The organism is Rhodococcus sp. IEGM 1381, from assembly GCF_030056795.1.
In the GTDB taxonomy this organism is placed as follows: domain Bacteria; phylum Actinomycetota; class Actinomycetes; order Mycobacteriales; family Mycobacteriaceae; genus Rhodococcoides.
The window spans coordinates 45,250-66,953 of the sequence record NZ_JASHKQ010000012.1 but is presented as its reverse complement, the minus strand read 5'-3'; the positions used below and the strand labels follow the sequence as shown (position 1 = coordinate 66,953).

Genomic DNA, 21,704 nt, shown 5'->3' with positions numbered 1-21,704 from the left:
TCGATGTTGTCGGAGTGGCCGCGTAGCGTAACTGCGATGACGTCGATCACCGATCCGCGCGTACGCGAGTTTCTGTCTGCGGGAACCCGCACCGGCAAGCTCGGGTACCTCGCCTCCGACGGTAGGCCCCTGGTGGCACCCATCTGGTTCCTCGTCGAGGGCGACGAGATCGTGTTCAACACGGGAGCAGGCACGGCCAAGGGCAAGTCGATCCGCCGCGACCCCCGCGTGGTCCTGACCGTCGATCTCGAGCAGGCACCGTACGGTTTCGTCCAGGTGCAGGGCATCGCGTCGGTCGACGAGGACCCGGCGGAACTGGTTCGCACCGCAACCGAGATCGGGGCCCGCTACATGGGCCGCGAGCGCGCCGAGGAGTTCGGCACCAGGAACGGTGTTCCGGGCGAATTGATCGTTCGGGTGACGCCGAACAAGGTGATCGCCGCTTTCGACATGACCGCATGACGACCGACGATCTCTCCGCGGTCGGCACTGTAGATTGACCGGGTGCCGAATCGAGTCGGGAGTGTGCCGGGTGAACCCGAATTGGGCACCTACTTGTAACGGTTCGTTACGTGCGTACGGATATGTACTGAAAGGTAACTTCGAGTTGTCGCCGGTGAGAAAATAGAGAACGAAGTAAGCAACTTGCTCGACGTGTTCGGTGCCCACCGATCGCTGCTGGTTCAGCAGCCGGTGGGGGCGCGTGTGATTGTGGGAAAGAGAGGCTTCGATTGGACCCGCTAGGTGTGGAAGGTGCTGGACACGACGACGGAGTCGGCAGTCCTGAGCATTCGTCGTTCCCCCTGTCGCCGGCCCAATTGGGAATGTGGTTCGCGCAGCACGTGGACCCGGCGGTACCTGCGAATATCGCCCAGTACATCGAACTGCACGGTGATCTCGATGTGGAGCTGCTCCGCCGAGCATCCTCACAGGCGGCTTTGGAGCTGCAGTCCGGATTCGTGCGCATCGTCGAGATCGACGCCGAACCCCGGCAGATCGTCGATCCCACCCTCGACGACTCTCTGAACTACCTGGACCTACGCGGCGAGGCCGATCCGCGGGCAGCGGCGCTGGCGTGGATGCACGGCGACTACAGCGCGCCGATCGACGTTCTCCGCGACCGACTGATCGCCGCGACCGTCTTGCGCCTCGAGGACGACGTCTGGTTCTGGTACGAGCGCGTGCATCACGTGGTGCTCGACGGTTTCGGTGCCGTCACGTTCATGAACCGCGCGGCGGAGCTGTACACCGCGACGGTGGATGGCACCGAACCGAGTAAGAACCTGGCATCGGACCTGACCAAGGTCTACGACATCGACGTGGCCTACCGCGACTCGACCCGTTTCGAGGCTGACCGCGAGTACTGGGCGTCGCGAATCGACGGTATCGACGGAGTCACCACGCTCGCCGGTCACACCGCTGCACCCGCGGCGAAAAGTCAGATCGACAGCACAGCTCTGTCGCCCGAGACAATGGAACGGCTCGAGGCCCTGCGAAGCGAGACCGACACGACGATGGCAACCATCGTCATCGCAGGCTTCGCCGCCTACCTCGCGCAGATGACCGGCCGCGAGGACGTCGTGCTCTCGCTCCCCGTCACCGCGCGCACCACCGCAGTGTTGCGCCGCTCCGGCGGCATGGTCTCCAACGTCGTTCCCCTACGGCTCGACGTGTCGGGTGACACCACCGTCGAGACGCTGCTCGCGCGCGTCAACGCCGAGGTCTCCGGGGCCCTGCGTCATCAGCGATACCGGCACGAGGACATTCGGCGCGATGCCGGAGCGGCCAGCGGTCAGGCGTCGTTCTTCGGCCCGTGGGTCAACATCATGCTGTTCTTCGGCGAGGTGCGCCTCGGCTCGATGGTCGGCGGCATCAACATCCTCTCGACCGGCCTCATCGAGGATTTCGGGCTCAACCTCTACACCAGCGTCGTCGGGTCCACCACCCACATCGACTTCGAGTCCAACCCCAATCTGTACGGACCGGACCAGGCCGGGCGGAACCACGAACGATTCGTCGAGTTCTTCGCCCGCTTCGTGGCGTCGGGACCCAAGGATGCGGTGTGGGATCTGGCGCTGACCGACGGTGTCGAACTCGAACAGGTCGTGGCCGAGTGGAACGCCACCGAGCACGAGACCGAACCGCGGACGCTGCTGTCCGCTTTCGAGGCCGCCTCGGCCGCGAACCCGGATGCGACAGCCCTGGTGTACGAGGGCGAGGCGCTGACCTACGGCGATCTCTCGGCCCGGGTGAATGTGCTCGCTCGACACCTGATCGACATGGGAGTGGGCCCCGAGACGCTCGTGGGACTCTCGATCCGTCGTTCGTTCGACCTCGTCGTCGGCATGTACGCCGTCGTGGCGGCCGGGGGTGCCTGGGTGCCGATCGATCCCGACCACCCCGCCGAGCGCACTGCCTACATCCTGGACTCCGCGCAGCCGCGCTGCGTGCTGATCTCCTCGTCCGACGACGTTGCCCTGCCCGAGGGAACCGAGACGGTGGCGGTCGATCTCCTCGACTACACCTCGCGGTCCGCCGCGCCGATCCGCGACACCGAACGCACTGCGCCACTGCGACTTTCGAACACCGCCTACGTGATCTACACGTCCGGATCGACCGGAAGGCCGAAGGGCGTCGCGGTCGAGCATCGGGCCATCCACAACCAGATGGAGTGGATGCTCGCGGAGTACCCGATGGACGCCTCCGACGTCTATCTGCAGAAGACGGCCACCACTTTCGACGTCTCGCTCTGGGGGTTCTTCCTTCCGCTGCGGGTCGGCGCGACGATGGTGCTCGCGACGCCCGACGGGCATCGCGATTCGGTGTACGTGGCCAACAAGATTGCCGAACACCGGGTCACCGTCACCGACTTCGTGCCGTCCATGTTGACGGTGTTCGTCGCCAATGCGCCGGTGAACACGTGCAGTTCGTTGCGACACGTGTTCGTGATCGGTGAGGCGCTGCCGGTCGAGACCGCTGCGTCGTTCCGTGCCATGTGCCGGGCGGGACTGCACAATCTCTACGGCCCCACCGAGGCTGCTGTCTCGGTGACGTACTACCCCAGCGGCCCGCAGGACAGTCGTACAGTTCCGATCGGTGTGCCCGAATGGAACACGAAGGCGTTCGTACTCGACAGTCGCTTGCGCCCAACCCCGATCGGCGAGTCGGGTGAGCTCTACCTCGCCGGAGTGCAGCTCGCGCGCGGGTACGTGGGCCGGCCGGATCTGAGCTCGGATCGCTTCGTGGCCAACCCGTTCGGCATCGGCGGCGACCGGATGTACCGCACCGGCGACCTCGTGCGCTGGCGCAGCGACGGAGTGCTGGATTACATAGGACGGACCGATTTCCAGGTCAAGTTCCGCGGCCAGCGCATCGAGCTCGGCGAGATCGAGACGGTTCTGCTCTCTCACGAGTCCATCTCGCAGGCAGTGACCCTGGTGGCACAGACGGTCACCGGTGACCAGTTGGTGGCGTACGTCGTCGCGGCTCCGGGACGATCCATCGAATCCGCGGCGGCAATCGAATTCGCAGGACACGCATTGCCGTCGTACATGGTGCCGGCGGCGGTGGTCGTCCTCGACTCTCTGCCGCTGAACACCAGCGGAAAGCTGGATCGAAAAGCGTTGCCGGAACCCGTGTTCAGCAGCGCGAAGAAGTATCGGGCACCGAAGAGCCGTGCGGACTACGTGGTGGCGGGCATCTACGAGGATCTGCTCGGGGCCTCCAAGGTCGGTCTGGACGAGGACTTCTTCGAGCTCGGTGGCAACTCGCTGATCGCTACTCAGTTGGTGACCCGAGTGGGCAGTGCACTGGGAGTGCGGCTCGGCGTTCGGGAGCTGTTCGAGGCACCCACCGTCGGTGCGCTCGCGGCCAGGGCAGAATCGGCGGCCCGTCTCGGCGCGGACGTCCCGGTGTTGGAGGCCAAAGAACGGCCCGAGCGCATCCCGCTCTCGCCTGCGCAGCAGCGTATGTGGTTCCTCAACCGATTCGATCCCACCACCGCGGTGTACAACCTGCCCTTCTCCGTCCATCTCACCGGTCCCCTCGACGTGGTCGCCCTGTCGGCTGCATTCGCCGACGTCGTCGATCGACACGAGACGTTGCGGACCGTGTACCCCGAGGTGGACGGCTCACCCGAGCAGGTCGTGCTCGAGGCGGCACGAACCCCGGCGACCATTCAGCCGGTGCGCATCGAACGCCGCGACCTGGGCGGCCGCCTGCACGAATTGGTCGGGAAGGGATTCGACGTCACGGTCGACACACCCTTCCGAATCGCACTCTTCGAGATCTCACCGACCGAGCACGAACTCGCCATGGTGCTGCACCACATCGCCGCCGACGGGGCGTCGTTCGGTCCGCTTGCCCGGGACGTGCTCGTGGCCTACGCGAGCCGGATCAACGGGCGCGCACCGGAATGGACACCCCTCGAGGTCCAGTACGCGGACTATGCGTTGTGGCAGCGGGCTGTACTCGGTCCCGAGACCGACCCGCTGTCGATGGCATCCCGCGAAATCGCTTACTGGAACGCGACTCTCGAGGATCTGCCGGATCAGCTGGCCCTGCCGTCGAGCAGGCCGCGTCCCGCGGTGTCCTCGAATTCGGGTAGCAAGCTGCGCGTCGACGTTCCGGCGGAACTGCATGCCTCGCTGGCACAGCTGGCGCGTGCGAACAACGCTTCGCTGTTCATGGTGATGCAGGCGGCGTACGCGCTGCTGCTCGCCCGACTGAGCGGCACCACCGATATCGCCATCGGAGCACCGGTGGCGGGCCGCGGCGAGCCCGCACTCGACGACCTGGTCGGCATGTTCGTCAACACTCTGGTGTTGCGCACCGACGTCGATCCCGCGTTGACGTTCGAAGAACTCCTCGAACGAGTCCGCGACACCGACCTGTCCGCTTTCGCCCATGCGGACGTGCCGTTCGAGCGACTCGTCGAGGTGCTCAATCCGGTGCGCTCGACGTCGAGGCATCCCTTGTTCCAGGTTGCGATCTCGTTGGAATCTGCGATGTCGCGCGAGCTCACGGTCGGTGGACTCCGAGCGGTGGCCGCCGAATTCGACGTTCCCATCGCCAAATTCGACGTCCAGCTTTGGCTGACCGAGCATCTCGACGCCGGAGTGCCCGCAGGCATCGACGCGGTGTTCGAGTACGCCACAGATCTGTTCGATGCAGAACTGGTCGAGAGTTTCGCCCGTCGATTCCTCGACATTCTGGACGCTGTCACCATCGACCCGACGGTTCCGGTCGGTGACGTCGATATCGTCGATGCCGCGGAATACGAGTGCGTGGCATCGCGATGGAACGCGTCGGGAGTCGACGTCTCTCGAGAGGTCACACTGGTCGACCTCCTGGGCGCAGCGGCGTCCGAGAATCCGGACGCCGTCGCGGTGCGCTTCGACGGCACGTCGATGACGTACGCCGAGTTCGATGCACGCACCAATCGTCTTGCCCGGGTGCTGATCTCCAGCGGTGTCGGCCCCGAAAGCCTGGTTGCCGTCGCCCTGCCGAGGTCGGCAGAGCTCATCGTCGCCCTCGTCGCGGTCGTCAAGGCCGGCGGCGGTTATCTTCCGGTGGATCCGAGCTACCCGCTCGACCGCGTCGAGTACATGCTCGACGATGCTCGGCCCACCACCGTGCTGTACTCCGGTGCCGACCGCGTCGAGCTGCCGGTGGATGTCGAATCACGCACCGGCGCAACGCTGCTCGACATGGACACCGTAGATTTGGCGTCGATGTCGGGTGCTGTCGTCACCGACGACGATCGGACGCGTCCCCTACGTCCGGACAACGTCGCCTACGTCATCTACACCTCGGGTTCGACCGGTCGCCCCAAGGGCGTGCTGATTCCGCATCGCAACGTCGTTCGGCTGCTTGCCAACACCGATTCGGTCTATGGCTTCGGTGCCGACGACGTCTGGACCATGTTCCACTCCTACGCCTTCGATTTCTCGGTGTGGGAGCTGTGGGGCCCGTTGCTCAACGGCGGCACGCTGGTGGTCGTGGACTACTTCACCTCCCGATCGCCGGAGGCATTCCACCGATTGCTCGTCGACGAGCGAGTGACCGTGCTCAACCAGACGCCATCGGCGTTCTATCAGCTCTCCGAGGCCGATCGCGTCGCGGTGACCGACGGCGGTGAGCTGTCGCTGCGGTACGTGATCTTCGGCGGTGAAGCACTCGAACAGCGCAGGCTCACCGGGTGGTTCGAGCGGCACGGGGACACCGCGCCGCGGCTGATCAACATGTACGGCATCACCGAGACCACCGTCCACGTCTCCTACCGACAGCTCGGTTCTGCGTCCGTCGGGACCAGCGCGTCGGTGGTCGGCAAGCCCATCGCCGGTCTGCGCGTCTTCGTGCTCGATACCCGACTGCATCCGGTTCCGGTGGGTGTTCCCGGCGAAATGTACGTCGGCGGTGGACAACTCGCCCGCGGTTACCTGGGTCGCCGAGCGCTGACGTCGACCCGCTTCGTGGCGAACCCGTTCGCCTCGGGGTCCGAGGATGGGTCGCTGCTGTACCGAACAGGTGACCTCGCGCAATGGAACGCCGGCGGTGAGCTCGAATACCTCGGACGCTCGGACGATCAGGTCAAGGTGCGCGGATTCCGCATCGAGCTGGGCGAAGTCGAGGCTGCGGTGACCGCGCAGCCGACGGTCACCCAGGCTGCCGTCGTCGTTCGTGAGGATTCGCCGGGTGCGGCCCGTCTGGTTGCGTACGTGGTCTCCGCGGCGGTCGAGGGCCGCCCGATCGTCGACATCGAGGACCTCAGGGCCGGTATCGGCGCAGCTCTTCCGGAATACATGGTGCCGTCCGCCTTCGTTGTGCTGGAGGCCATTCCGTTGACGGTCAATGGCAAGCTCGATCGCCGGGCGCTGCCGGCACCGGTGTTCGAGGTACGCGAGTTCCGCGCTCCGACCACCCCGATCGAGGAGATCGTCGCCGACGTCTTCGCAAGCGTGCTCGGGGTCGAGCGGGTGGGGCTCGACGACGACTTCTTCGAGCTCGGCGGCAACTCGTTGATCGCCACCCAGGTGGTCTCACGGTTGGGAGTGGCGCTCGATGCAACTGTTCCGGTGCGCATGTTGTTCGAGGCCTCGACCGTCGCGCTGCTTGCGGTGCGGGTCGAGCAAGCCGCGGGCGAGGGTGGACGCACCGCGCTGGTCGCGACCGTTCGACCGGAGCGGATTCCGCTGTCGCTGGCGCAGCAACGCATGTGGTTCCTCAACCGGTTCGATGTCGACTCCGCCGCATACAACATTCCGTTCGCGTTGAAGCTGACCGGCGACTTGGATGTCGCCGCACTGCAGGTCGCCATCATGGATGTGATCGACCGGCACGAGTCTCTGCGCACCGTCTACCCCGACACCGCGCACGGACCGCAGCAGTCCATTCTCGACGCCGCTCAGACGGTGCCGAACCTGATGCCGATTCCGACCTCGGCGGCCGACATTCAGCGGCAGGTCTTCGCGCTCGCGTCGACGACGTTCGATGTGACCGTCAACGTTCCGATCCAGGCCCGACTGTTCGAGATCGGTCCACGCGAACACGTGATCGCCATGGTGGTGCACCACATCTCGGCCGACGGCTGGTCGATGGGACCGCTGGCCCGAGACATCATGATCGCCTACGCCTCGCGTACTGCCTGGGAGAACCCGGCATGGATGCCGTTGGAGGTCCAGTACGCCGACTACAGCCTGTGGCAGCGCTCGGTCCTCGGATCCGAGGATGATCCGCAGTCGCTGATCTCCGGCCAGGTCGACTACTGGGCCCAGATGCTGGCCGGATTGCCGGATCAGCTCGATCTGCCGACCGACCGGCCTCGCCCGAATCGCCAGTCCTACCAGGGTTCGTCGATCCGCTTCGAGGTGCCGGCCGAGGTCCATCGCGGCCTGTCCGTGCTGGCCCACACGCACAACTCGTCACTGTTCATGGTCGTCCACGCGGCACTGGCAGTGTTGCTCGCGCGCCTCTCGGGCACCGAGGACATTGCGATCGGCACTCCGGTCGCCGGTCGCGGCGACGCAGCCCTGGACGACGTGGTCGGTATGTTCGTCAACACGCTCGTACTGCGTACCGATATCGAAGCGGGTCGCACGTTCTCGGAGCAGATCGGGCGCGCGAGGGAAGTGGCGCTCGGTGCGTTCGGGCACGCCGATCTTCCGTTCGAGCGCCTGGTCGAGGTGCTGAATCCGTCGCGTTCGCAGGCACGGCATCCGCTCTTTCAGGTGATGCTCTCGTTCGAGAACCTCACTCGTACGCACGTGGACCTGCCAGGTTTGTCGGTGGACAGCGTCGCGCTCGACGCCGAGGTGGCGAAGTTCGATCTCCAGCTGACCGTCACCGAGTCGATCGGAGTGGACGGGCGCGGACAGGGCATGGCCGCCGAGTTGACGTACGCGACCGACCTGTTCGATGCCGAGACGGTGCGCGGCTTCGCCGATCGTTTCGTGCGGATGCTCACCGCGGTGGTGGCCGATCCGTCGGTGTCGGTGGGAGACATCGATCTTCTCGACGACGGCGAGCGCGCGCGAGTCGTGACGGCGTGGAACCACACCGAACACGACGTGCCGAAGCAGATGACGCTCGTCGACCTGTTCGACCGTCAGGTCGCCCAGACTCCCGATGCACCGGCGCTGGTGTTCGAGGGGGAGCGGCTGACGTATGCGGAGTTCGCGGCGAGAGCCAATCGCCTTGCGCGCCATCTGGTATCGATCGGGGTCGAGCCCGACTCCCTCGTCGGACTCGCTGTCGGTCGAAGCCTCGACCTGTTCGTCGGCATGTATGCGATCGTCAAGGCGGGGGCGGGCTACGTTCCGATCGACCCGAAGCAACCGGCCGACCGCAACGAGTACATCGTGGCCACGGCTGCACCGATCCGAGTGCTGTCCATCACGCGCGATCACGTGGACTTCGCCGGAGTCGAAACGATCGACATCGACACGCTCGACGTGTCGACGCTGTCGTCGGCTCCCCTGACCGATGCCGATCGACTCGCCCCGCTGCGGCCGTCCAACACTGCCTATGTGATCTTCACATCGGGATCGACAGGTCGGCCCAAGGGCGTCGCGGTCTCCCACGAGGCAATCGTCAATCGCCTGCTGTGGATGCAGCACGAGTACGAGTTGAACGCCGACGACGTGGTGCTGCAGAAGACGCCCTCGACCTTCGACGTATCGGTGTGGGAGTTCTTCTGGGCCCTGCAGAACGGCGCGTCGGTGGCCATCGCCGTCCCCGACGGTCACCGAGACGCAATGTACCTACTCGATGTCATTGCGCGCGAACATGTCTCGGTGGTGCACTTCGTGCCGTCGATGATGTCGGTGTTCGTCCCCGAGGTGGAGCGCCGCAGGACGTCGGGTGCCTCGCTGCGGCTGGTGTTCGCATCCGGCGAGGCGCTGGCTCCCACCACGGCCCGGGCACTGCGCCGCGCGATCGGGGGAGTGGCGCTGCACAACCTGTACGGTCCGACGGAGGCCGCGGTCGACGTGACGTATCACGCTGTGACGGACGAAGACTCGGACGTCATGCCGATCGGTGCTCCGGTGTGGAACACCGCGGTGTACGTGCTGGATTCGCGACTGAACCCCACTCCCGTCGGAGTCGCGGGTGAGCTCTATCTGGCGGGTACCCAGTTGGCTCGTGGCTACGTCGGTCGCCCCGATCTGACCGCGGATCGATTCGTGGCGCATCCGTTCGCGACGGGCGGAGCGCGTCTCTACCGCACCGGAGACGTCGTGCGGTGGAACCGGCACGGCGAACTGGAATACGTCGGACGTTCCGACTTCCAGGTCAAGCTGCGTGGCCTGCGCATCGAACTCGGCGAGATCGAATCGGCACTGCTGGCGCAGCGTTCGATCTCCCAGGCGGTTGTCGTCGTGCGCCGCGAGCAACTCGTCGGGTACGTCGTACCGTCCGGTGCCTCGGTGGACACCGGAGCTGTACTGGCCGCGCTTCGGGCACGACTGGCGGAATACATGGTGCCGACGACTCTCATCGTGCTCGCGGAGTTCCCGCTCGGCGCGAGTGGAAAGCTCGATCGTAAGACCTTGCCCGATCCCGCCTTCGAGGTGACCGAGTACCGGGAGCCGACGAACGACATCGAATGTGTCGTCGCCGACGTCTTTGCTCAGGTGCTCGGTATCGAGCGGGTCGGTCTCGACGACGACTTCTTCGATCTCGGCGGAAACTCCCTTATCGCAACACAGTTGGTGTCTCGCCTCGGCGTCGCCCTGGATACCCGCATCGCGGTGCGAGAGCTCTTCGACACGTCGACGGTGGCCGATCTCGCTGCCCGGTTGGGCACGCTGGTCGCCACCGGTAGTCGCCCGCCACTGGTGCCGCAGGAGCGTCCGGAACACATACCGCTGTCGTTGGCCCAGCAGCGTATGTGGTTCTTGAACAAGTTCGACGTGGAATCGGCCGCCAACAACATCCCGATCGCTGTGCGTCTTTCCGGTCTGCTCGACCGCCGCGCGATGCAGATCGCGGTGTCCGACGTCGTGGCTCGGCACGAATCCCTGCGCACGGTGTTCCCCGAGACCGACGGCACCGCTCACCAGGTGATCGTCGATGCGAAATCGGCGACCCCCGACCTGACGCCTGTCGACATCGCTGCACACGACGTGGCGAACGCGATGCGCGAACTGGCCACCACCGGCTTCGACCTGTCGAAGGACCTGCCGTTCCGGACGAGGCTGTTCGAGGTCAGTCCTACCGAGCACCTGCTCGTATTCGTCGTCCACCACATCGCGGCCGACGGATTCTCACTGGGTCCGCTGACTCGTGACGTGATGAATGCGTATGCCGCCCGGTCGATGAACCAGGAACCGTTCTGGTCTCCGCTGCCGGTCGATTACGCCGATTACAGCCTCTGGCAGCGCGAGGTCCTCGGTTCCGAGAGCGATCCCACCTCCATCGTCTCGCAACAGATCGACTACTGGACAACGGTATTGGCCGGTCTACCTCACCAGTTGGATGTGCCGTCCGATCGACCGCGACCCGCCGTTGCCTCGAACAGCGGTGCGCTGGTGCGGTTCTCCATCGACGAGGATCTGCATCGCGGCCTGATCGACGCCGCGAGAGCTGAGAACGCTTCGCTGTTCATGGTGGTGCACACCTCGCTGGCGGTACTGCTGTCGCGGTTGTCCGGTGAAGCCGACATCGCGATCGGCACTCCGGTCGCCGGTCGCGGCGAGGCCGCTCTCGACGACCTGATCGGCATGTTCGTCAACACCCTGGTCCTGCGGACCGAGATCGATACGGCGCGGCGGTTCGACCAGGTGCTCGCCGACACCCGGGAGACCGACCTGTCTGCGCTGGCTCACCTCGACGTTCCGTTCGAGCGGCTCGTCGAGATCCTCAACCCTGCCCGTTCCACGGCGCGTCATCCCCTCGTACAGGTGGTGCTCGCGTTCCAGAACCTGGGTCAGAAAGACCTGGAACTGCCGGGACTGTCGGTGTCCACCGTCGACTTCGAAACCGTGGTCTCGCTGTTCGATCTCCAATTCACCTTCGTGGAAAAGATCGGTCCGGCCGGTGCCCCACAGGGCATGGTCGTGGACGTCACGTACGCCACGGATCTGTTCGACGAGGACACCGTCCTCGTCCTGTGCGAGCGGTTGGTCACCGTCCTGGGTTCGGTCGCGAAGAATCCCGCGGCCGTGGTCGGCGAGATCGAGCTTCTCGACGACAACGAACGCAGGCGAGTTCTCCGCGAGTGGAACGACACCGAGCATCCCGTCGACCGGTCGCAGACCTTGGTCTCGTTGCTCTCGGCCCAGGTCGAGAAGACCCCGGATGCAACGGCTCTGGTGTTCGAGGGTGAGTCGCTGACGTACGCGGAGTTCTCGAGTCGCGTCAACCGACTCGCTCGCGTGCTGATCACTCGTGGAGTCGGACCGGAGACATCGGTTGCCGTCGCCGCTCGCCGGTCGATCGAGCTGCTGGTCGCCATTCATGCCATCGTGACGGCCGGCGGCGCCTACGTCCCCATCGATCCGGACCAGCCTGCCGAACGTACCGGCCACATCCTCGACACCGCGGCTCCGGTCTGCATTCTGACGACCGGCCGCGACGGGTTCTCCTTCGGCTCGGACGTCCCCGTTCTCGATATCGCAGAGAATTCCGCCGAGGGCCTCGATGTGTCGGACGCTCCGATCCGCGACGCGGATCGACGTGCCCCACTGCTGCCTTCGAACGCCGCGTACGTCATCTTCACCTCGGGTTCCACCGGTACCCCCAAGGGTGTTGCGGTGACACACTTGTCGATCGTCAACCGCCTGTCGTGGATGCGAGAGCATTTCCCTCTGACTGCCGACGACGTGATGCTGCAGAAGACCCCGGTGACGTTCGACGTCTCGGTACCGGAGCTGTTCTTCCCGTTGCAGATCGGGGCAACGTTGGTGATCGCGAAACCGGACGGTCACCGCGACCCGACGTATCTCGTCGACCTCATCGTCGAACGTTCCATCACCGCTGCTCATTTCGTGCCTGCACTGCTCGAGGTGTTCGTCGGCGAGGACGGTGTTTCGCGCGCCGAGTCGCTGCGGATGGTGTTCGCGTCCGGTGAGGCCCTGTCTGCAGGCGTGGGAGCTCGACTCCGGGCCGTGTTGCCGAACACGACACTGCACAACCTGTACGGTCCGACCGAGGCTGCGGTCGAGGTGACTTCGTACGACGTGACCGAGGCCGACCTCGACGTGGTGCCGATCGGTGCTCCGGTGTGGAATACGCACACATACGTGCTGGATTCACGTTTGCGACCGGTGGCTCCCGGAGTCGCCGGCGAGCTCTATCTCGCGGGTGTGCAGTTGGCGCGCGGATATCTGGACCGTTCCGATCTGACCGCCGACCGATTCGTCGCCGACCCGTACGGCGAGCGTGGCGACAGAATGTATCGCACCGGCGACCTGGTGCGCTGGCGTGGCGAGAATCGTCCGGCCATCACCGGATCGGGTGGGGTCCTGGAATACTTGGGCCGCACCGACTTCCAGGTCAAGCTTCGTGGCCTGCGCATCGAACTGGGCGAGATCGAAACCGTGCTGCGGCGCCATCCCGGTGTCGGATCGGCTGTGGTGCTCGTTCATTCGAGCGAGGTGACCGGCGATCAGCTCGTCGCGTACGTAGTACCTACTCCGGGCTCGACCCTCGACCCGGCCGAGCTGACCGAGACTGCCGCGGGTTCACTGATCTCGTACATGGTCCCTGCGGCGTTCGTGGTGCTCGATTCCCTGCCTCTCACACCGAGCGGCAAGCTCGACCGTCGATCGCTCCCGGATCCCGAGATCGTGCAGCGCGAGTTCCGAGCACCGGGCACCGCCACGGAAATCGTTGTGTCCGAAGTGTTCCGCGAGATTCTGGGCGTCGACCGAGTGGGTGCGGACGACGAGTTCTTCGCACTCGGTGGAAATTCGCTCGTGGCGACGAGAGTGGCGTCGCGTATCGGCGTCGCACTCGACACCACCGTGTCGGTTCGCGCGATCTTCGAGGCCACCACGGTGTCTGCGCTCGCAGCCAGACTGGACGAGCAGTCCGGTTCCGGCGGACGAAAGTCGTTGGTGCGCAGCGACTTGCCCGAGACGGTCCCCCTTTCGCTCGCGCAACGCCGAATGTGGTTCCTGAACCAGTTCGACGTCGACGCCGCAACCAACAACCTTCCGGTGGCCATCGAGCTGACCGGCACGCTCGACGTCGATGCCCTGGCTGCCGCCGTTGCCGACGTCGTCGAGCGGCACGAGTCGTTGCGCACGGTGTATCCCGAGGCCGATGGAACTGCGTCGCAGGTCATCGTCGACGCCGCGCAGGTGGTTCCAGAACTCCACGCCCGTTCGGTCACCGAGGCCGAGGTCATCGGTGCGCTCACCGATCTGTTCATGAGCGGATTCGACGTTGCGACGGCACCGCCGCTGCGTGCAGCTCTGCTGCGGGTCGAGCAGGACCGTCACGTCCTTGCGTTCGTGACCCACCACATCGCTGCCGACGGTTACTCGATGGGACCGTTGACCCGTGATCTGATGATCGCCTACGGGGCCAGGTCTTCCGGCGTGGCACCGAACTGGGAACCACTTCCGGTTCGATACGTGGACTACACCCTGTGGCAGCTCGCCGAGCTCGGTTCCGAGGACGACCCGCGGTCGCCGATCTCGACGCAGATTCGGCACTGGTCGCACACGCTGTCCGGACTGCCCGATGAAATCACGTTCCCCGGTGATCGGCCCCGCCCGGACACCGCGTCGTATCGCGGCGGAAACGTCGTCCTGACTGTCGGTGCTGCAACCCGTGCGAGCCTGGTGGATCTGGCCCGCGACCATCAGTCGTCTCTGTTCATGGTGCTGCACACCGCACTCGCAGTACTGCTCGCGCGACTGTCGGGTGAACGGGACATCGCGATCGGTACACCGGTCGCGGGCCGCGGCGACGCGGCACTGGACGATGTGATCGGCATGTTCGTCAACACCCTGGTGTTGCGCACGGACGCCGCGTTGGATTTGTCGTTCGTTGCTGCGCTCAAGCATGTCCGTGAAGCGGATCTGTCGGCGTTCGGCCACGCGGACGTTCCGTTCGAGCGTCTCGTCGAGGCTCTCGATCCGGCTCGTTCGGCCGCGCGACACCCGTTGATCCAGGTGATGCTGACCGTGCAGAACATGGAGCAGACCGAACTCGAGCTGCCTGGACTGCACGTGCGCGGACTCGACCTCGACATCGTCACGGCCAAGTTCGACCTGCAGTTCACGTTCACCGACAACACCGACGGCAGCACGCGACTCGACGTCACCTATGCCCGCGACCTCTACGACGAGGACACCGCCCGTAGCTTCGGTACCCGGTTGTTGCGCATCCTCGACACGGTCGCCGAGAACTACGGGGCTCCGGTGGGAACCATCGATTTGATGGACACGGCCGAGCGGGACCACGTTCTGACGCTTGCCCGTACGGCACCCGCCGTCGCGGATACGCCGGAAACGCTGGTGGACCTGTTCGCCGCTCGCGTCGCCGACGCGCCCGAGTCGATCGCTGTAGTGTTCGGTGATCGCAGCTCGACCTACCGGCAGATCGACGAGGCATCCAATGCACTGGCCCGTCGCCTGTCGGCGGTCGGAGTGGGACCGGAAAGCCTTGTTGCCGTGGTTCTTCCGCGGTCCGCCGACCTCGTCGTCGGTTTGCTCGCGGTGCTCAAAGCAGGTGGCGGGTACGTGCCGATCGATCCGTCCTACCCGGCCGATCGCATCGAGTTCGTGTTGACCGACTCGCGACCTGCCGCGATGTTGACCTGGTCCGGGGTCGAGGTGGATCTGCCGACGACATTGCCGCGCGTCGAGATCGACTCGTCGAACGACGCGGTCGACACTGCGCCACTCGAGCCGACCGAACTGCGTTCACCGCGCTCCGATGCCCACGTCGCCTACGTGATCTACACGTCGGGATCTACCGGTAAGCCCAAGGGCGTGGTGATTCCGCATCGCAATGTCGTTCGCCTGCTCGCGAACACGCAGGGCGAGTTCGACTTCGGTCCCGAGGACGTGTGGACGCTGTTTCACTCGTTCGCTTTCGACTTCTCGGTCTGGGAGCTGTGGGGCCCACTGACCACCGGCGGCACCGTGGTCGTCGTGGATTACTACACGTCACGGTCGCCGGAGGCTCTACGGGAGTTGCTGGTCTCCGAGCGGGTGACCGTGCTCAACCAGACACCGTCGGCCTTCTATCAGTTGGACGAGGCTGATCGAACCTCTGCCACGACAGCCGATTACGCGCTGCGGTTCGTGATCTTCGGCGGTGAGGCACTCGAGCTGCGCAGGCTGTCCGGCTGGTTCGCCCGGCACGGTGACAGCCGTCCGCGACTGGTGAACATGTACGGAATCACCGAGACCACGGTGCACGTGTCGCACCGCGAGCTCGATGTGACGTCGGCCGCGTCCGCCTCGGGATCTTTGGTGGGACGGGCAATTTCAGGACTCTCGGTGTACGTGCTCGACTCCCGGCTCGGGGTGCTTCCGGTCGGAGTTCCCGGCGAGATGTACGTCTCGGGTGGGCAGGTCGCACGCGGATATCTCGGACGAGCAGGATTGAGCGCCACCCGGTTCGTGGCCGATCCGTTCGCCGCGGACGGATCGGTGCTGTACCGCACCGGCGATGTCGCGCGCTGGTCCGCCTCGGGCGAACTCGAGTTCGTCGGTCGTGCCGACGATCAGGTCAAGATTCGAGGATTCCGGATCGAGCTGGGCGAGGTCGAATCCGCTGTTGCCGCGGCGGCGGCCGTGGGCCAAGCCGCCGTGATCGCCCGCGAGGACACTCCGGGCTCGGCTCGACTGGTTGCTTATGTGGTGCCCGCCGCAGGTGCTGTCGTGGACGTCGACACCCTGCGCTCATCGGTCGCCGAGAACCTCCCCGACTACATGGTCCCGTCCGCGTTCGTCGTACTCGACACCATTCCGTTGACGGTCAACGGAAAGCTCGACCGGCGCGCGCTTCCCGCGCCCGCAGCTCAGCTTCGGCAGTTCCGTTCGCCGTCCACTCCGATCGAGGAGATCGTTGCCGGTGTCTTCGCCGGTGTGCTGGGAGTGGATCGCGTCGGACTCGACGACGACTTCTTCGAGCTCGGTGGAAACTCGCTCGTCGCAACCCAGGTGGTCTCTCGGATCGGTGCCGCCCTCGGCCGAAACGTGCCGGTGCGGATGTTGTTCGAGGCATCGACGGTCGAGTCGCTGGCGCACCGCGTGGAACGCAGCTCCGGGCCCGAGCGCCCTGCACTGGTGGCGCGGCCGCGACCGGACTTCGTCCCGTTGTCGCTGGCGCAGCAGCGCATGTGGTTCCTCAACCGGTTCGACAACTCGTCGACGGCGTACAACATCCCGTTCGCGATGCGGTTGAGCGGCAGCCTCGACGTCGACGCGCTGGGGCAGGCCGTCCTCGACGTGATCGAACGCCACGAGACCATGCGTTCGGTGTACCCGGACTCGCCGGACGGACCACATCAGGTGATCGTGCCGATGTCCGAGGCGCGCACAGCACTGACCGTCGTGGACACCGATGCCGAATCCGTCGCCACCCGCGTCGGCGAACTGTTGGCGACCACCTTCGACGTCACCGCGTCGATCCCGTTGAAGGCGGTGCTCTTTCGGGTGTCCGACACCGAGTTCGTGCTCGGAATGGTCATCCACCACATCAGTGCCGACGGGTTGTCCACCGTTCCCCTCTCGACCGACGTGATGACGGCGTACGCCGCGCGCTCCCGTCGGTCCGATCCGCAGTGGTCTCCGTTGACCGTCCAGTACGCCGACTACGCGCTGTGGCAGCGGGAGGTACTCGGCAACGACGGCGACGCCGACTCGATCGCAGCGCAACAGATTCGGTACTGGACGGACGCGTTGGCCGACCTTCCCGACCAACTGGATCTGCCGTTGGATCACCCACGGCCTGCAGAACAGACCTTCCGCGGTAGCCGCATCGATTTTTACATCGATGCCGAGATCCGGGCCGCTCTGGTCGCACTCGCACGTACTCACAACGCCACGGTGTTCATGGCCGTGCACGCAGCATTCGCGACACTGCTGGCTCGCATCTCCGGCTCGCAGGACATCGTGGTCGGTACCCCGATTGCCGGCCGCGGCGAAGCGGAGATCGAGAACCTCGTCGGCATGTTCGTCAACACGTTGGTGTTGCGTCTCGACGCGCGCGCCGATGCCAGCTTCGAGGACCTTCTGGTAGCGGCTCGCGAGACCGACCTGCAGGCGTTCGCGCACGCGGACATTCCGTTCGAGCGTCTGGTCGAGGTGGTGAATCCGACCCGTTCGACGGCTCGGCATCCGCTGTTCCAGGTGGGCTTCTCCTTCCAGAACTTCGTGCGCCGCAGCTTCGAGTTGGACGGTCTCGATATCTCGGCACTCGACACCGACTCGACGACATCTCAGTTCGATCTGCACCTGATCGTCACCGATACGCCCGGATCGAGCGACCCACAGAGCGGCGAGCACGGCGGGTTCGGGGCCATGTTGACCTACGCCACAGATCTGTTCGACGAGCGAACCGCTCGGACTCTGGTCGATCGGTTCCAGCAACTGTTGGGCGCGATAGTCGCATCACCTGCGACGGCCATCGGCGATCTGGATCTCTTGCTCGGCGACGAGCGCGAGACCATCCTCTCGCACTGGAACGACACGCAGCGCACCATCTCCGAGAGCACGCTGACCGACCTGTTCGCCGCATCGGCCGCGCGTGATCGTAGCGCGGTGGCTCTGATCCACGACGAGGGCACGCTCACCTACGGTGAGTTCTCCGATCGCGTCGCACGGCTGGCCCGTCATCTGATCTCCATCGGCGTAGGACCGGAAGCGCGTGTGGGCCTGGCGATTCGGCGCTCCGTCGATCTGCTCGTCGGCATGTACGCGATCTCGGCCGCGGGTGGTGCGTATGTTCCGCTCGACCCGGATCAGCCGTTCGAGCGCAACGCGTTCGTGCTCGAGACCGCCGCCCCGCTGTGTGTGCTCGTCGCTGGGGTTGGGGCAGCCGAGGACGATATCGCCTCGGTCGCGACGGCCGTCGACATCACCCAACTGGACCTGTCCGGCTACTCCGCCGAGCCGGTGACGCCGCACGAGCGGTCGTCCGTGTTGCGCCCGGAGAACACCGCGTACGTCATCTTCACCTCCGGTTCGACCGGGCGCCCCAAGGGTGTCGCAGTGAGCCACGGTGCCATCGTCAATCAGCTCGAATGGATGCGTGAGGAGTACGGCCTCGGTAGCGAGGATGCGTCGCTGCTCAAGACGACGGCAACGTTCGACCTCTCGGTGTGGGAGTTCTGGTCTCAGCCGACGTCGGGCGGTCGTGTCGTCATCGCAGCTCCCGACGGGCATCGCGATCCGGACTATCTGCTCGCGGCGATTCGCGAGCACGAGGTGACCACTCTGCACCTGGTGCCGTCGATGTTGTCGATGCTGACCACCGTCGCCGGCGGTGCACTCGGCTCCTCACTGCGCCGCGTGCTGGCTATCGGCGAAGCACTTCCGGCCGCCCTTGCTCAGCAGTTCCGTCGTCAGGACATCGCCGCGCTGTACAACCTGTACGGGCCGACCGAGGCCGCAGTGTCGGTGACCGCTCACCCGGTGACCGACGCCGACACCGCCGTCGTTCCCATCGGTGTGCCCGAAGCGAACACTGCTGTCCACGTACTCGATTCGCGTCTGCACCCGGTCCCGGCCGGAATCACCGGCGAGCTCTACCTCGCCGGTGATCAGCTTGCACGCGGCTACTTCGGCCGCGAGGACCTCACTGCAGAACGTTTCGTTGCGAACCCGTTCTCGGTGGACGGCGGGCGGATGTACCGCACGGGTGACCTCGTGCGCTGGCGGGTTTCGCACACCGACGGCGCACCGGCAGCAGCACACCTCGAGTACATCGAGCGCGCCGACTTCCAGGTCAAGATTCGTGGTTTCCGCATCGAGCTCGGCGAAATCGAGTCGGCTCTGCGCGCTCTGGCCACGGTGGCCGAGACCGCAGTGGTCGTGCACTCCCGCGAATCCATGGGGGACCAGTTGGTCGCCTACGTCGTCGGACGGGCCGGAGTTGTCCTCGACGTGGGAGTGGTCGAGACGGAACTCGCTCGCGCTGTGCCGTCCTACATGGTGCCGGCTGCGTTCGTCGTTCTCGATGCTCTTCCGCTCAACGCCAACGGCAAGCTGGACCGAAAAGCGTTGCCCGCGCCGCAGTTCGAGGTTGCCGAATTCCGTGCCCCGGTCACCCCGATCGAAGAGGTCGTCGCGACGACCGTGGCCGAATTGCTCGGGCTCGACCGCGTCGGTCTCGACGACGACTTCTTCGCGCTCGGTGGCAATTCGCTGATCGCTACGCAGTTGGTCTCGAGGCTGGGTCAGGCACTCGATGCGCAGGTTCCGGTGCGCGCGGTGTTCGCGGCGTCCACCGTCGCGGGTCTGGCCGCACATATCGCTCCTCTCGTGGGCGGCGGTGCGCGTCGAGAGCTGACCGTCCGCGAACGCCCCGAGATGCTTTCGCTGTCGATTGCCCAGGAAAGAATGTGGACGATCAACCGGATCGACCCCGGTTCGTCGGCGTACAACATTCCTGTCGCGGTCCGGCTGACCGGCGAACTCGACATCGATTCTCTGCGCGGGGCATTCGACGACGTCCTCGGACGCCACGAGGTCCTGCGCACGGCCTACCCGGATTCGGTGGATGGGCCGGTGCAACAGATCGGGGCCGTCGCCGAGGTGGGGGTCGATCTGACGCCCGAGCAGGTGACGCCGGAAGCAGTGATATCGCGACTGACCGAAATCCTGTCCGCCGGATTCGACGTCACGAAGACCGCTCCGGTTCGGGCTGCGCTGCTGCAGGTCGGTGACGGCGAGTACGTCCTCGCCGTGGTCGCGCATCACATTGCCGCCGACGGTTTTTCGATGGGCCCGTTGATCCGCGATGTCATGGTCGCCTATACCGCCCGGGTCGCGGGGGAGATGCCGGCATGGACGCCGCTGGAGGTGCAGTACGCCGACTTCGCGCTGTGGCAGCGTGACGTCCTCGGCAGCGAGAGCGATCCCGACAGTCCGCTCGCGAAGCAACTGGCCTACTGGACCACCGAATTGGCCGGGGCACCGCAACAGCTGGCGCTGCCGCTCGACCGTCCGCGCCCGCCTCGTCCGACGATGCAGGGTGCCTCGTACGGGTTCACGTTCGGCACCGACATCGCGTCGGCGATCGAAAAGATCGCCCGCGAGCACGCGGCGACGACGTTCATGGTGGTGCACAGCGCATTCGCCGTGCTGCTCGGCAGGTTGAGCAACTCCTCCGACATCAGTATCGGCACGCCCACAGCCGGCCGCGGCGAGAAGCAGTTGGACGACCTGGTCGGAATGTTCGTCAACACTTTGGTGCTGCGTACGCAGATCGATCCGAACGGCACGTTCCTCGACCTGGTGCAGCAGGCCAAGGACAAGGACCTGGCGGCGTTCGGACACGCGGACGTACCGTTCGAGCGGCTCGTGGACGCGCTCGGCCGGGAGCGGTCCAGTGCCTACACCCCGCTGTTCCAGGCGATGCTGACGTTCCAGAATCATGTGACCGGAACGTTCGAGCTTCCTGGTCTGCAGGTGCAGGCGGTGCCTGCGGGTGAGGACCAGGCCAAGTTCGATCTGCAGCTGACCGCTGTCGAGACCTTCGACGACACCGGGGCACTGCAGGACATCGAGGCGACGTTCACCTACGCGACGTCGATCCTCGACGAGTCGTCGGTGGCGACGTTCGCAGATCGGCTGCTGAGGATTCTGAACGCCGTAGTCTCCGATCCCCACGTGGTGCTGCGGTCCATCGACATCCTCTCGGACGAGGAGAAGGCGGAGTTCGCGCCGCGAGCCAAGCCCAAGACGACGGACGATCTGCCCGAGTTGATCGCCCGGGCGGCCGCCGTCGCCCCCGATGCGGTGGCCGTCGAACACGAATCGACAGCGGTCGATTTCGCTGCCCTGCACACAAGGTTGGCGCAGATGTCGGCAACCATGGGCTCTGCGATGAAACCGCAGGCTCTCGTGACGGTGACGTTGTCGGCGCTGGTTCCGGGCATCTTGCCCGCACTCGGTGCGGAGGGACTCACCACCACTCTGGCATCGTTGATCGAACGGGCGGAGTCGGTGATCGCGTCGTCGTGACGAATGCCGAGCTCGCCGGTTGTGCACGTGTATCGATCAGGAGGAAAAGTT

2 protein-coding genes are annotated in these 21,704 nt (G+C 65.4%); both read left to right on the top strand.

Annotated elements, in window-relative coordinates; genetic code table 11:
• Window positions 1–36: 36 nt before the first annotated feature.
• Window positions 37–462 carry a PPOX class F420-dependent oxidoreductase gene (locus QM797_RS20480; protein ID WP_283277500.1) on the top strand — a complete coding sequence of 142 codons (426 nt, stop codon included), beginning with the start codon at window positions 37–39 and terminating at the stop codon, window positions 460–462.
• 284 nt (window positions 463–746) lie between these two features.
• Window positions 747–21,653 (top strand): non-ribosomal peptide synthase/polyketide synthase, encoded by a 20,907-nt coding sequence (locus tag QM797_RS20475; RefSeq protein WP_283277499.1) that lies wholly within the window; start codon window positions 747–749, stop codon window positions 21,651–21,653.
• Window positions 21,654–21,704 lie beyond the last annotated feature (51 nt).

Coding starts and splice junctions, on each gene's coding strand:
- QM797_RS20480 (WP_283277500.1), top strand. CDS start 37: ATGACGTCGATCACCGATCCGCGCGTACGCGAGTTTCTGTCTGCGGGA.